Source organism: Grimontia kaedaensis (assembly GCF_023746615.1).
In the GTDB taxonomy this organism is placed as follows: Bacteria; Pseudomonadota; Gammaproteobacteria; order Enterobacterales; family Vibrionaceae; genus Enterovibrio; species Enterovibrio kaedaensis.
On record NZ_CP082275.1, the window covers coordinates 3425255 to 3439522 of the forward strand.

The window sequence follows — 14268 nt, forward strand, 5'->3', positions numbered from 1 at the left end:
ACCGTACGATGTGCCACAGCGGGATCTATCGATTGTGAGACGCTCCCACTCTCGCAGGAATGGGATCTGCCTGATCGCCCGTGAGAAGGTGCACCATGGTCATTTTCAGACGCATTGGCGAGACCGGTTTGTGCATCACCAAATAGCCGCAATCCCGCGCCTGATGCTGAAGTTCTTCACTGCGGTTGGCAGTGACAATCACAGTAGGTACTTTCTGCATACGTTGCTGGTTGATGGATTTTGCCAGCGACAATCCTGTCATGCCGTTATCGAGGTGATAATCAGCAATCAACAGCTCAACAGGGCTCTGCACTGTGTCGCAGCTGATTTGCAGCTCTTCAAGGGAACCCGCGCAGGTCACTTCACAGCCCCAACGTTGCAGTAATTCTTCCATCGCGCGACAGATGTTCGGATCGTTATCAATGACCCAGACCCGCGTACCTTGAAGCACCACGCTGTTATCAGAAACCAGTGATTCGACGTTACGGATACTTTGTGTCTCCGGTCTGCCATAAGGCACCAACACAGAGAATCGCGAACCTTCGCCCGGTACAGAATCTACCGTTACCGTATGCCCCAGCACACTGGCAATCTTGTCTACAATCGCCAGCCCTAAACCAAGCTGGGTATGGCTTTCATCCTGCTTAGCGGTTAAGCGTTTGAACTCCTGGAAAATCTCATTCTTTTTGTCTTCAGGAATACCAACCCCTGTATCCAGCACCTCGATGCGAAGCCCCTCTTTGCAGCGGCGACTACCCAACAAAATCTTCCCGCTCGGTGTGTAACGAAGGGCATTGGTCATCAGATTACGGACAATCCTCGCCAGCAATTGTGAGTCGGTATAAACGTAGGACGAGCTATGCACATAGCGCACTTCTACACTGGTACCTTCCGCTGCATGACTGAAATCATCCGCAATGTTATCGAGCAGATCGCTGACCGGAAAAGACTGCTTGTCAGCCCGCACCACTCCGGCATCCAGCTTGGAGATATCCACCAGCGTGGTGATAAGGGACTCAACATCTTCCAGCGAGTGCGCCAATGAGCTAACCAGTTTTCTCGCGGATGGCGACATACGATGGCTCAGCAGAGAACCGAGATAGAGCTGCGCGGCATTCAGCGGTTGCAGCAAATCGTGACTGATCGCGGCAAGAAACTTGGTTTTGGAGAGGTTTGCCCGTTCGGCTTCTTTCTTGGTTTCCAGCAGACGCTCTTGGATAACGCGACGCTCTTCCACTTCACCCTGAAGCTGATCATTCAATGTTTGCAGCTGCGCCGTTCGCTCCTGAACGCGTAGCTCCATGGTTTGATAGGCCTGCTCAAGCTCTTCGGCGTTTTGTTTGCGTTCGGTGATGTCCCAATTGAGTACAAACAGTCCGGTAATGTTTCCGTTCGAAGCCTGGTTCGGCACATAGCTTTTCACCACATAGCGTGCGTCACCAGATGCATTAAACTCTTCGATTTCAAACACCACAGACTCACCATCAAGCGCACGCTCGACGTAAGGGCGCAACGCCTCAAACGTTGATGAACGGCGGGATACCGAGATATGTTTACCAATCAGCTCACCCCGCGGAAAGCCGTACCATTCATCATAGGCACGGTTTGTGAATTGGTAGTGAAGGTCATCGCCAACATAAGCAATCAGTGCTGGCACGTTATCAGTGATTAGCCTTAGCCACTGTTCGGTTTCACGTAATTCTTTCGCGTCGAGATACCGCTGGGTGATGTCGGTGTAGGTGTTGACGTAACCCTGATCTTCCATCGCGTGGCTACGCACCTCAATCACGCGGCCATCGGGCAGGGTTTGCACCCGAATCCCTTCCGGCGGACGAATTCCCCCACGGCCAATACGCCAAAGCGTCACCGGTGACTCTTCGGTCAGAGGTTCAATCTGCGCCCCAATCAATCGGGATTGTTCAAAGCCACTCATATCGAGGAAACGCTGATTGAATACCTGCACTTCACCGCTTTCACTGACCATCAACACACCCTGCGACAGGTTGTCCACCATGTTCTGCAGAATGCGGCTTTTCTCCGCCATTGCCGCTTCAAAGCGCGCAGTCTCCGCCAGTTTCAGCTGGGTAATGTCTGAATACAGCATTACCACGCCCCCATCACTGGTTCGGCGTTCCTTGATTTGCAGCCAGCGGCCATTTTGCAACTTCAGGGTATGGCCATTGCGGTTGCCCGCGACTTCACGCACGATCAGACCACGATCTCTAGCGAGTTGCTGGATTTTTTCTGGCGTCAGAGATGGCGTGTTGAGGGAAATGGCATTGTCCTGCCAATAGCGTTGAAAGCGGCTGTTCGAATACACCAGTTCGCGGTTAGGGTCATAAAGTGCGAAACCGTCTGAGATAGACTCAATAGCATCGATAAAGCGCTGGTGCGCCTGCTCGGCATGTTGGTTGGCCTGCGTTAACTGGCGGTTGGTGGACTCAATGGAGTGGAGCGCGTGATTAAGCTCTTCAGTTTTCTCGCGCACCTGATCGGCGAGCACCACGGAGTGCTGAAATGCCCCCCAGGCGTCTACCTGACCGCTGCCACCTTGCTCAACCCTTTTTACCAAGGCATCAATCATCTTTTTCTGGCGCGCGTTTTCTTCCTTGAGCGCAGCGAGCTGCTGTTCTAGCGACAAGTCCTTTTCAGCCACTGATCACCCTGCCTTGCGCTCAACTGCTAGCGACACTTTGGGCGGATGAGCGGGCGGTTTACCTATCATCACCCCTGTCAGCGTCTGGTTCATATGTATGCCATTGAGCTGTTCGCCATAGGTGTTGAAGCCGACGAAGTTGAATCGTCGGAACATCATTTTGGCTTTGTCACGCATCATCTTCTGTTCGATTTCAAGGCGGCGGAGAAAGCAATCACAAGCCAACGTGAGCTCAGGCTCACCAATGCGTGACTGAATCGCAGCAAGTTTGGCGTCCATATCGGCAAACAAATCGCCCGGACGCATAGCGGTCACTACAATCCCGTCGTCTACTGCGCAGTAAAAATCGAGGCTCAAATCTTCGTTTACTTTCTGAATAGAGCGGACGTAGTACTGATCACCAATCAGCACCGCAAGGGGATGAAGGGCATAGATTTCAGGACGGAGATCTTCGAGCGAAATCCCCGCTTCTCTTGCATACACTGCCGCTGCAGGTTCGGCATTGAACTCGTGTACCCGACGCGCGGTACAATCAGCATCAGTCACCACCAGCTTGCTATCAAGGCTTTCAATGTGGTGAGTAGTAAAGACTTCGAACGGGCAATGGGTGTTGAACATGACCACGATGGCAGATTCACTATGAAACGCACCTTCACTATAGACATGAGTATTGGCGAGATTGACATCGTCGCCGGCTGAACCACCGAAATGCGGTAACCGGCCAAGAGCGGTATCCAATGTCACCAGAAATCGCTCTTCGTTTGGTGAGAGGCCATCAATCAGGGTTAGCACAAACGTATTGGTGTTGATGGGCGCTTTGAGATCTTGCTGGCAGGCATCCATCAGATCACTGACACAAAGCTGCGCGGACTGAAGATCGAAGCCATCAAGTGAGACCCTCTGGCCGCTGACCTTGAAGTCACGCCGCGAAAAGCCCAGCGCACTGATGCTGCTTTTGGCATAGCCAGACGGCATCAATTCGCCCGCCGTGGTGCAGCCCATCACTTCGCAATGGGAAAATGCCTGATTCATCTCGCGGCCAAGTGCATCCAAATCATACGCGGCGGAGCAGAAGAAAAGCACAAAGCCGATATCTTCATCATCAAGCTGCATCGCCAGCTCACGCGCCGCTTTAGTGGCGTCTAGCTGGTATGTCGCCGCGCTGAATATCGCACGGTGTTTTGCGGAAGGTTGAAGTGCTGGCATGGGCTCTCCTGCTCACTTTTAAGACAACTTGGCATACCCACTGATCGTTAGGCATATGACCTAAGTTTAATCGCTCGCAGGTCGGAGTAACGTCATACTTAGGAAGGATATTTACAAAATTGCAAACTTTGCATATCAAAAGTTTCAAGATTGTGACACCTCAACCACCACAAATGGAATCAGGGTCACTACACTGAATAGCACACAAAACCTTAGGGACTAAGTGGCTATTTTAGTGACTCCTTAAAGGGTCATTTTTGATGTGAAACCCGTTGGGACGACGGTGTTTGCAGTATTAAAAAAGGATTGAATCATGTACAAATTTCTCGTTGCAGACGACCACCCGCTGTTTCGCGATGCCTTAATTGCGGTGATACGCGGACGTTTCGAAGAGTGTGAAATCCTACAGTCTGAAGACATTGAACGTACACTGGATGTGACCGAAGAAAATCCTGATCTTGACCTTATCCTTCTCGATCTGAACATGCCTGGTATGGCTGGGTTGAAAGGCTTGTTAGAGCTTAGAAACCAACACCCCACGATTCCCGTTGCCATTATCTCTGCGGAAACCAACAAGCAAATCATTCTGCAAACCATCGCCTATGGCGCAGTCGGATTTATCGCCAAAAGTGCGCCGCGTGAAAAAATGCGGGAAGCGTTCGAACAGATTCTGGATGGACATGTGTATCTACCTGCCGATATCATCCGCGCGGAAGGTGAGAGTGAAGGGTCGCACCGGCGCAAAGAAGACCCACAATTTTCGCCAGAAATGCTCCATACCCTCACACGTCGCCAACTACTGGTGTTAAAGTCCATGGCGCAAGGCGCAGCCAATAAGCAGATTGCTTATGATCTGAATATCTCAGAAACCACAGTAAAATCACACGTCTCTGCGATATTGAAAAAGCTTGGTGTACACAACCGAATCCAGGCCGTAGTCGGAGTAACCAATATCGACTTTGACCGCTATCTGAAACGCTGATATTCGAGGCATCAGTGCACGGTGGGATGTTTAAGCGCAGTCAACACATTAGTGGCAATGTCAGCCAGACTGGTGGGTGTTATCGCGCTAAAATCTACCGCCGTTGACTGGCCAACAGATTCCAACAGTGAGGTGTGGAAACGTGCGTGGGATTTTCGGTAGCTAGCTGAAACCAAACCCAAACCGCCTTGACAACGCTTTTCCAACTCTGCCAGTTCCATTGGCTTTGTTAGCCCTTCAATCGCATTGAGCAAAGCAACAAAGCTGACACTTGGGTCGCTGTCCGCTACTGTGTCAAAAGCCAGTTCGTAAGTCATCAAATCAATCGATACCCCAAAGCTGTAGCAACGCCCACCGAGACGGCGTTTTTTCACCATGTCGCTCGCCATCACTGCCTGACCAAAAGTCGCTATATCGCCTGCTTCTACCGTGTGTGGGAACGAAAGCGTCACATGCATCGCGCCCTCTTCGTCTTTGTGGCTGGCCATGATACTGCCAGCACGGAAGACAGGTGTGCTGTGCGCGACATAAAACTCAATGCCGTTTTGGGTGTGCTCCCATTCACCGTCCAGTGCATTGATCTCATCAGCGCTCAGATGGTTGTGCCAGAAATGACGAAGCGCATCGACCTGCTCGAGGGGCAAGTCCACTGTGTATCCAAGTAATAGCGCATTGGCGCAATGCCACTCGCCCATACTGCCCAGCACAGGTTTTCCCTGCATCCATGCCCAGCGCAAGGTTCGCTGTTGACAGAGGATTAGCCAGCGTTCCAGTGCTGCTTTGGTTTCTTCATCACGCGCGTTGCAACGACAGAGGATCGCCATTCGCGTCAACGGTTTACAAGGGGAAAGCCATTCGGTATTGGCAATGGAAAGCTGCGCCTCTTCAAGCAGAGGCTCACTGACATCGCCTTTAAGATAAGGCGGGGCAAATGGTGTCACTGAAAAATCATGGTAGAGCCGCTGCAGTCCATCTCCCCATCGCCTAACCATGTCCCGCCCTTGTTGCAATGAGAAGTAACCGGATTGCCAGTTAACACGCCGTGAAGGCATGCGCTTTGCTACCTCCTCAACATGGCAATGTAGCGCCTCAGTATCCGCGTTTTCATCCAATCTGAAACGCAGTGCTGGTACCGGCTGAAAATCGGTAATTAGCGGCAAAAGGGTCGCCCCATGTGTTTTCAACATTTGCTGGTTTCTCAGAGAACAAAGCGTTGGATAAAGTGCCGCCGCCCAATGTGGAGAATAGGAAAGGGTTTCAACGGATATGTGATTCTCTGATGCCACATCAGCCCGCAGCAACAGTTCTGGTACCTCTGCCGGCAGCGGCTTTCCAACGTTGCTGAGAGATTTGGAAATCTGCCGCCAAAGTGCCACCATGGGCCAACTGCCGGCTGTGAGGATCATCATGGACTCGGGCCGATAGTAATGGTTGTGGTAACGGCGAAGGTCATTGATATCCAGCAGCGGCACAGTCTCAGGCATACCGCCATATAATGGCGCACGGGGCTCGCTCATTGCCGCTTGCTCAGTGGATTGCTGGAACCGCTCGTGGCGCATGTATTCGCCAAGCTCACGATATAGCGCGCCATCGTGACCATTCCCCTCTTCACGGACGATTTCATCGTCAAAATCATCGTCGGCTAGTTGCGGTACCAGCACAGAGTCCGCCATGAACCCGATGCCCCGCAGTACCGAGTGGGGGTCGTATCCAGTAAGGTGAAAACGGGTGCTTTCCTTTTGGGTGGTGGCGTTAAATTCGAGCAGCGCCAGCTCGGCGCGCAAGGTCAGAAAGGTATCAGGCTCGGGATAGCGTGCAGATCCGCGAAGTACCATGTGTTCAAGCGCATGAGTGATTCCACTGTCATCATCTGCAGGCGTTCGAAACACAATCGCTGCGCTTAATCTGTCCTCATCTGACGCGGCATGATGCCAGTGCATGGCGCCGCTGACATGACGATACCCAACCCAGCCTGTTTCCAGTTGCTGTTCATCTGGCGGCAAAAGCAGCCAATCCGGCGCAGCAGGATGCGGTTTCGCCATTGCAGCTCCTCACTCATTGTGTTCATCAAAACTTAGGGTTTGACGGACAGAATCATCTGGCTGTTCTTCACGGTTCTCGCCAAGGCTGCGCTGTGACACCCCTGATTGGCTTTCGCTACCGCTTCCTCAATCACGTGATGATGCGGGGATTTGTTGCACACCGGATCGGCATTCGCCGGATCGCCGGTCAGCAACATGGCCTGACAACGACAACCACCAAAGTCTTTTTCCTTCTCATTACAGCTTCGGCAAGGTTCCCGCATCCAGTCAAATCCGCGGAAGTGATTAAAGCTCTCTGATTCGTTCCAGATGTAGGAAAGTGAGTGTTCCTTCACGTTTGGATGGGGCAAATCCAACATCGCTGCACTGTGGCAAGGCAGGGCTTTTCCATCCGGTGCAATGTTGAGGAAAATGTTTCCCCAGCCGCTCATGCATGGCTTTGGGCGGGATTCATGATAATCCGGCGTGACAAAGATAAACTTAGGCCCCACGCCGTTTTGACTGTCGCGAAGTGCGTTCACCTTGGCTTCGGCTTCTTCTATCTGGGGTTGGGATGGCAGCAGTGCATCTCGGTTATGCAGCGCCCAACCATAATATTGCGAGGTGGCCAGCTCAACGAAATCCGCTTCCAACTCAATCGCGAGCGCCATAATTGCTTCAATCGATTCAATGTTCTGGCGGGTAATCACCACGTTCATTACCATTGGGAAACCGTTGTCTTTGACAGCTTTGAACATGGCTTTTTTGTGCTCGAAAGCGTGACGCTTTCCGGCTATCGCATCACTTAAATCCGGGTCGGCCGACTGAAAACTGATTTGGATATGATCAAGCCCTGCTTCTTTGAGTGCCAGGATACGCTTCTCATTAAGTCCAACCGCAGAGGTGATCAGGTTGGTGTAGTAGCCCAGTCCTTTGGCGTGGGCGACCAATTGTTCCAGGTCTTTGCGCATCAAGGGCTCGCCACCGGAAAATCCAAGCTGAACCGCCCCCAGCTCCCGACCTTCTTCCAGCACGCGGAACCAGTCGTCGGTAGACAGCTCGTCATCGGGATCACCGAGATTCAGCGGGTTGGCGCAATAGGCGCAATGCAGCGGGCAGCGATAGGTCAGCTCCGCCAACAGCCAGAGCGGCGGATTAACAGGCTTCGAGCCATTTCTTGTCACGGGCGACCTCCACGAACTCGTTCACGTCATCAGCCAAATCCACACCGGGAAACTTTTCTTCCAGACGTGAGATCACGGCATCTACCGAGCTTGGTGCGTCAAACTGCATCAGAATCTCAGCGGCACTTTCGCTCAGTTTCACCATCCCTTCCGGGTAGAGCAGTACGTGGCAGTCCTGCGCTTTTTCAAACTGCATGCGGAACATGCTGTTGCGCTGATAGACAGTATCGCTGTTCATGTCGCCTCCCTGCTTTAGTGTCGTCTTCTCGTTTTAATTATCTGTCGAGCGCATGATGCCAGACAGGTTTGTCGGTAATGCCAACATAAGGTGGACGCTCAAATTCGTATGCCATGCTGATGGCATCGAGCAGCGACCAAAGGATATCGAGTTTAAATTGCAGAATATTCAGCGCTTGCGCCTGTAGCTCAGCCGTCTGGAAATGATCGAGCGTGATAGACAAGCCATGCTCCACATCACGACGGGCCTGACTGAGACGCTGGCGGAAATAGGTCAGCCCTTCAGGGTCAATCCAAGTGTAATGATTCGGCCAAGAATCAAGACGGGACTGGTGAATTTCCGGTGCGAACAGCTCGGTCAGTGATGAGCAGGCGGCCTCCTGCCAGGTGGCCCGGCGGGCAAAATTCACATACGCATCCACCGCAAAGCGTACGCCCGGCAGCACCCATTTTTCATCGAGCACTTCTTGTCTATCCAGACCAACGGCTTCGGCCAAACGCAGCCAGGCTTCAATGCCACCCCATTTGCAATCCAGGCTCTTGTGACCGTCATGGTCAAGGATGCGCTGCACCCACTCGCGGCGGATTTCCGGGTCGCGACAGTTCGCCATAATGGCAGCGTCCTTCACCGGAATAGAGGTCTGGTAATAAAAGCGGTTTGCTACCCAGGCACGGATTTGCGCTTTGGTGCACCTGCCCGCGTACATGGCTTGATGAAAGGGATGGTGAATGTGGTAGTACTGCCCTTTGGCGAGCAGTGCCTGTTGGAATTCATCACGTGTCATTGGCTGTGCCATGGCGCCTCCCAGAATCAAATCTCAATCGTCATGCCGTCGAAGGCAATTTCCACTCCAGCATCCAACACCGCCTGATGCTGCGGCGAGTCAGGATCCAGAATGGGGTTGGTATTATTGATATGAATGAGCACCTTGCGCGGCTTGGTGAAATCTTCCATCAGCGCCAACATGCCGTCGTCGCCAGAGACCGAAAGATGGCCCATTTCCGAGCCCAAAGAAGTGCCAAGCCCTTCACGAATCATTTCATCGTCCGTCCAGAGTGTGCCATCCATCATCACGCAATCGGCATCGCGCATGGCAGCCAGCACAGTATCTTCCGGTGCGCCCAGACCCGGTGCATAAAAAAGAGTAGCGCCAGTGCGGGTATCGACAATCTTAAGACCAATGTTGTCTCCGGGGCGCGGACGGTTCCGGTAAGGCGAAAACGGCGGCGCATTGGATGATAGGGAAATCGGATGGAATTCGAGATTCGGCACTGAAGGAATGCGCCAGCCTTCCCGCGAATGGATATCGACGGTACAGGTTTGGTAGCCCCCTTCCCAATGCTTCATCATCGACAAAATCGGATAGCTGCTGCTGAGCTCTTCTGCCACTTCAGGCGTGCAGTAAAGCTCGAGCGGTAATCCTTCGCGAAGAATGAGCAATCCGGTCGTGTGGTCAATCTGCGCATCGGTGACCACCACGGCGCTAATGGCAGAGCCTCTTGCGCCATCAGCTTTCGCAAGTTGCGGAGAGGCGTTGATTTGTTGACGGATATCGGGGGAAGCATTAATCACCACCCAATGTTCACCATCATCGCTCACGGCAATGGAAGATTGAGTGCGTGGCTCAGCGCGACTGGTACCATTTCGCACCGACTGGCACATACGACAATGACAATTCCACTGGGGAAATCCGCCTCCGGCGGCTGAACCTAATACAACAATTTGCATCCATTCACCTCGTCGATTGCTATCCTGTCGACAAACAGCAGGGAATTAAAAACGGGATGCCCCTCTGTGAATCAGCGAAGGTGCATCCCGTTTGTCAGCTACTTAGCGGTTACTGATGTAAAGAGTTACTTCAAAACCGAGTCTGAGTTCTGTGTAGCTTGGTTTCTTCCACATACTGTCGCTCCTTGTACCGATACGTCGAGGCACAACTTGCCTCCTGATTTAGCCTATGCACAAGCGCCGGATCTACCAATCCTACTTTGTGATGATTTCTCTCATCTAAGACACTGATTTCATATCTCTGATGGGCCTTGTTGAGTGCTCTCCAACGGGTCACAGATGGCAACCGGAATCGCCTCGCCCGACGTCCTCGTTTTGCGTCTGCGTTTGCCATATTTATCCGCCACACAACGGGTGTTGTCATTGATGATCGCCAGGCAGGCAAAACACTGTACACACTCGTTGTAATCTATCGCGCCATCTTTATGGATAGCGTTGATCCCACAGTGTTTTTCACAAAGTCGACAGGGGCTTCCGCACTCTTTTCTTCGGGTCAGCCAGCTGAAGATCCTGAGCCTTCCAAGCACTGCTAAACCCGCTCCAAGAGGACACAAATACCGACAGTAAGCCTTGTGGATTTTGGCGCTGATCAGCAGCAGTAAAACCGCATAAATGACAAAGGGGGCGCTGCGCTCAAACATCAGGGTAACAGCGGTTTTAAAGGGCTCAATTTCGGCCATGGTTTCGGCTAAAGAGAGACTGTAAAATGACGTTCCCACCAGCACCAAAAGCATGCCATATTTTAGGTAAATCAATCGGCTATGAAGCACGTCATCGACCTTCCATTGCCGGATACGAAGCTTCTCAGCCACCGCTGCCACCAGCTCCTGCATGGCACCAAACGGGCATAGCCAGCCACAGAAAAGTCCCCTTCCCCATAGAAAAAGACTGATAAACACGTAACTCCAGAGAATAAACAGCATGGGATCGAGTAAAAAAACTTGGATATCAAAGCCTTGCCAGAGTGATAACAGCAAGGTGTAGATGTTAACCACCGACAATTGCCCCTGGGTATAAAACCCAATAAAAAGAATGATAAAACAGAGAGATACCAATCTTACCGGCGTTAAATATTGACCGAGCTTGGCCAGCCTGTGCTGAAAGACAAATGCCCCCGTCAGCAACACCAAATATACCGCTAACACGCTGATTTCTAGCGTTCTATCCAGCCAGATACGCTGCCAGAGCGGCAACGGCTTCTCCGGAGGCTCAACCGGGGTTTGCACCGATTTGGGGAGTAAATAATCGGTAGAAATGGCAATTGTTTCCGATTCCAGAAAATTCTTTTTCACCTGAACATTTATTCCAACGGTGATCGGAAGCAAAGGATCGAAGCCACTTTGGTCTGAAAAGGTAAATATATGGGTACGCTCGAATGGCGCAAGCGCAACGGAAAAAGCAGGAGGTTGTGCGTGGAACAAATCAGCATCCCGTAGGGCGAGCGGGCTGGCTTCCTGCTTCAAGGTCAGGCGCTGGGGCGCAGTGCCCGCCACAAAGTCTTCCGCCACTTGATTATAGCCACCGCGAGAGCCCACCAGCACTGCCACTTCACCCGGCTCCAGTGTTGCCATAATGCGGGCGTATTCCTCCTCCCCCAGCAGATTTTTGCCTATCAGCGGAGGGTTTAGAACTGCAAAGGTTAAATCCAAAAATGGCGCATCTTTGTCTGCGGAGTCTTCTCTTGCCTCGGCGATTTTGTCCGGTGAGGTGTTGAGGACAGTTTCAGCCTCTTCATTCCCCATTTGCCATCGGAACAGCAGGCCTTCGCTTCGAAGATCGTCGAGGGTTTTCGGGTGATAGCTTTCCGTATTCAAAATCGCCTGAGTTGCTGTGCCAAACCCAGTCAACCGCGACTGTGCCACTTTCCTTGCCGCTGCGATGATGGTGTCATGCACCACCATCACTGACACTGTCGCCTTGGTGACACCATCAAAGTAAGCAATATCATCACTCGCGATACGTTGTTGGTCGCTGCCCACCAGCACCTGTTGTTTCAACGACAACCCCTGATATTGGCCGATAAAATCAAGCAGCGGCTTTTCGCCAAGACCGTGCAGGAATATCGGTTCATGGTGGCCGAGCAATAGCAGCCCCACAATGCGCCCTTCTGTATCAAGTCCTACGCGCAGGTTAATCGTATCGCCGGAGAAACCGGGAAAGTTGGTGAGGTTATCGGTTTCAAACAAATAGCCGATGGGTTGGTCGAGCTGGTAGATTTCAGTGACAGGCAGCGCGTCTTCCGAGGCTTTCATCCGGGTGGCGCTGGGAAACAATGATGCCGCTTCCTCGCTCACTTCCAGCCAAGGGGAAGCCATCGAGAGGAAGGGCAATAACATGAGAAGCAGCCACACAATCAGGGCACTACGCCAACGCATGATACACCTCTAGGCTCAAGCACCAGAAAGCGCGTGAGAACAACCGTCCTTTGAAAGAAAAAAGCGGGGCATATGCCCCGCAAAAGCTCTCGCCTCAGGCAGCACCGGGAGGATTAACTGCCTTCGAACAAGCGGATATCGAACAAACGGACTTAGAACAAAGTGCGTGTTACTGCTGTCGACTTTCACCTCGCAGCAACACGCTCTCAGACTGACTTAGAAGAAACCCAATGGGTTGATGTCGTAGCTCACCAGCAGGTTCTTCGTTTGCTGGTAATGGTCGAGCATCATCTTATGGGTTTCACGGCCGATACCGGATTTCTTGTAGCCACCGAACGCAGCGTGCGCCGGATACAGGTGGTAACAGTTCGTCCAGACACGACCGGCTTCAATTGCACGACCAACGCGATAAGCGCGGTTGATGTCACGGGTCCACAGACCGGCACCTAAGCCGTATTCTGTGTCGTTGGCAATCGCCAGCGCTTCCGCCTCATCTTTAAAGGTCACCACGCTCACAACCGGCCCGAAGATCTCTTCCTGGAATACGCGCATGTGGTTTTCACCTTTCAGGATGGTTGGCTGGATGTAATAACCACCACCGAAGTCCGCGGCATCACCACCAATCAACACTTCAGCACCTTCCGCACGGCCAATGTCGAAGTAACCTTTGATTTTCTCAAACTGCTCATTAGAAGCCTGCGCACCCACCTGAGTTTCGGTATCCAGCGGGTTACCGTGTTTGATGGCTTTCGCACGCTCAATCACTTTGGCAATGAAGTCCTCGTAGATGCTTTCCTGAACCAGCAGGCGTGAAGGACAAGTACATACTTCGCCTTGGTTGAAGAACGCCAGCACACAACCTTCTACGGCTTTGCTGATGAACTCGTCTTCTTGCTGCATCACGTCTTCGAAGTAGATGTTTGGCGACTTACCGCCCAGCTCAACCGTAGATGGGATCAGATTGTCAGCGGCGCAGCGCAGTACGTGGTTACCGATTGCGGTTGAACCGGTGAATGCGATTTTCGCAATGCGGTCTGAGGTGGCCAGTGCCTGACCGGCTTCTGGACCCATGCCGTTCACGACATTCAGAACACCCGGTGGCAACAGATCACCGATGATTTCCATCAGCAGCAAAATGGTAGTTGGGGTTTGCTCAGCGGGTTTCAGAACAATACAGTTACCTGCAGCCAGCGCCGGTGCGAGTTTCCACGCTGCCATCAGCAGTGGGAAGTTCCAAGGAATGATTTGACCGACTACACCAAGTGGCTCATGGATATGGTAGGCCACGGTATTGGAGTCAATTTCAGCCGCAGAGCCCTCTTGCGCCCTAATCGCGCCGGCGAAGTAGCGGAAATGGTCGACACAAAGCGGAATGTCAGCGGCAAGGGTTTCGCGCACTGCTTTGCCGTTCTCCCAGGTTTCTGCCACGGCCAGATATTCGAGGTTGGCTTCGATGCGGTCAGCGATTTTAAGCAGGATGTTGGCACGCTCAGTGACCGAAGTTGCGCCCCAAGTAGCTTTTGCCGAATGGGCGGCGTCCAGCGCGAGCTCGATGTCTTCTGAGGTTGAGCGCGGGATTTCAGCGATGGGATCACCTGTACAAGGCGAGGTGTCCGTGAAGTACTGTCCCTTGACTGGCGGAATCCAATCACCACCGATGTAGTTTGCATAACGCGCCTTAAAGTTTACGACGGCTCCGTCGGTATTTGGTTTTGCGTAAATCATTATCCACCCCTGTTTTGGCGAAATTCCCTGTGTCCTCCCTGACGAGCCGAAGAAACGGAGTCAGGCGTTGTTGTAGTAACAGTATGGAATGAC

Annotated in this window: 11 protein-coding genes; 1 reads left to right on the forward strand and 10 read right to left on the reverse strand. The window is 52.4% G+C overall.

All coding sequences use genetic code 11. From position 1 onward, the window contains the following. Positions 1-25 precede the first annotated feature (25 nt). Both K6Q96_RS15305 and nosP read right to left on the reverse strand, forming a co-directional pair. Positions 26-2656 carry a hybrid sensor histidine kinase/response regulator gene (locus K6Q96_RS15305; protein ID WP_251876721.1) on the reverse strand — a complete coding sequence of 877 codons (2631 nt, stop codon included), beginning with the start codon at positions 2654-2656 and terminating at the stop codon, positions 26-28. 3 nt (positions 2657-2659) lie between these two features. Next, the gene (gene nosP / locus K6Q96_RS15310; RefSeq protein ID WP_251876722.1) at positions 2660-3862 is read right to left on the reverse strand and encodes a nitric oxide-sensing protein NosP; all 1203 of its coding nucleotides are present in this window, start codon (positions 3860-3862) and stop codon (positions 2660-2662) included. Positions 3863-4175: 313 nt separating this feature from the next. On the opposite strand from nosP, the gene K6Q96_RS15315 reads away from it, so the two are divergent. Beyond that, positions 4176-4844, forward strand: coding sequence for a response regulator (locus K6Q96_RS15315; RefSeq protein WP_251876723.1), 669 nt, complete (start codon positions 4176-4178; stop codon positions 4842-4844). Positions 4845-4855: 11 nt separating this feature from the next. On the opposite strand, the gene K6Q96_RS15320 is transcribed toward K6Q96_RS15315, so the two are convergent. From K6Q96_RS15320 to exaC, 8 genes are all read right to left on the reverse strand, one after another. Then, positions 4856-6886, reverse strand: coding sequence for an insulinase family protein (locus tag K6Q96_RS15320; RefSeq protein WP_251876724.1), 2031 nt, complete (start codon positions 6884-6886; stop codon positions 4856-4858). Positions 6887-6918: 32 nt separating this feature from the next. Further along, a complete protein-coding gene (gene pqqE / locus K6Q96_RS15325) occupies positions 6919-8049 on the reverse strand; it encodes a pyrroloquinoline quinone biosynthesis protein PqqE (RefSeq protein ID WP_251876725.1) in 1131 nt (376 codons plus the stop codon). Further along, complete coding sequence (pqqD, locus tag K6Q96_RS15330; RefSeq protein WP_165015652.1) at positions 8021-8287, reverse strand: pyrroloquinoline quinone biosynthesis peptide chaperone PqqD; 267 nt, start codon at positions 8285-8287, stop codon at positions 8021-8023. Before pqqD ends, pqqE begins: the two co-directional genes overlap by 29 nt. A gap of 37 nt (positions 8288-8324) precedes the next feature. Then, positions 8325-9083: a pyrroloquinoline-quinone synthase PqqC gene (gene pqqC / locus K6Q96_RS15335; RefSeq protein ID WP_251876726.1), complete on the reverse strand. Its 759-nt coding sequence runs from the start codon at positions 9081-9083 to the stop codon at positions 8325-8327. Between the two features lie 14 nt (positions 9084-9097). Then, positions 9098-10015, reverse strand: a complete 918-nt coding sequence (gene pqqB, locus K6Q96_RS15340; protein WP_251876727.1) for a pyrroloquinoline quinone biosynthesis protein PqqB — start codon at positions 10013-10015, stop codon at positions 9098-9100. Between the two features lie 102 nt (positions 10016-10117). After that, the gene (pqqA, locus tag K6Q96_RS24940; protein WP_081796241.1) at positions 10118-10189 is read right to left on the reverse strand and encodes a pyrroloquinoline quinone precursor peptide PqqA; all 72 of its coding nucleotides are present in this window, start codon (positions 10187-10189) and stop codon (positions 10118-10120) included. A 119-nt stretch (positions 10190-10308) separates the two neighbouring features. Further along, a complete protein-coding gene (locus K6Q96_RS15345; RefSeq protein ID WP_251876728.1) occupies positions 10309-12450 on the reverse strand; it encodes a NosR/NirI family protein in 2142 nt (713 codons plus the stop codon). Between the two features lie 216 nt (positions 12451-12666). Beyond that, positions 12667-14175: an acetaldehyde dehydrogenase ExaC gene (gene exaC / locus K6Q96_RS15350; RefSeq protein ID WP_062666612.1), complete on the reverse strand. Its 1509-nt coding sequence runs from the start codon at positions 14173-14175 to the stop codon at positions 12667-12669. Positions 14176-14268 lie beyond the last annotated feature (93 nt).

Excerpts from the sequence above, each read along its gene's own strand:
- nosP (WP_251876722.1), bottom strand. The coding sequence starts at position 3,862 with ATGCCAGCACTTCAACCTTCCGCAAAACACCGTGCGATATTCAGCGCG.
- K6Q96_RS15315 (WP_251876723.1), top strand. The coding sequence starts at position 4,176 with ATGTACAAATTTCTCGTTGCAGACGACCACCCGCTGTTTCGCGATGCC.
- K6Q96_RS15320 (WP_251876724.1), bottom strand. The coding sequence starts at position 6,886 with ATGGCGAAACCGCATCCTGCTGCGCCGGATTGGCTGCTTTTGCCGCCA.
- pqqD (WP_165015652.1), bottom strand. The coding sequence starts at position 8,287 with ATGAACAGCGATACTGTCTATCAGCGCAACAGCATGTTCCGCATGCAG.
- pqqC (WP_251876726.1), bottom strand. The coding sequence starts at position 9,083 with ATGGCACAGCCAATGACACGTGATGAATTCCAACAGGCACTGCTCGCC.
- pqqB (WP_251876727.1), bottom strand. The coding sequence starts at position 10,015 with ATGCAAATTGTTGTATTAGGTTCAGCCGCCGGAGGCGGATTTCCCCAG.
- K6Q96_RS15345 (WP_251876728.1), bottom strand. The coding sequence starts at position 12,450 with ATGCGTTGGCGTAGTGCCCTGATTGTGTGGCTGCTTCTCATGTTATTG.
- exaC (WP_062666612.1), bottom strand. The coding sequence starts at position 14,175 with ATGATTTACGCAAAACCAAATACCGACGGAGCCGTCGTAAACTTTAAG.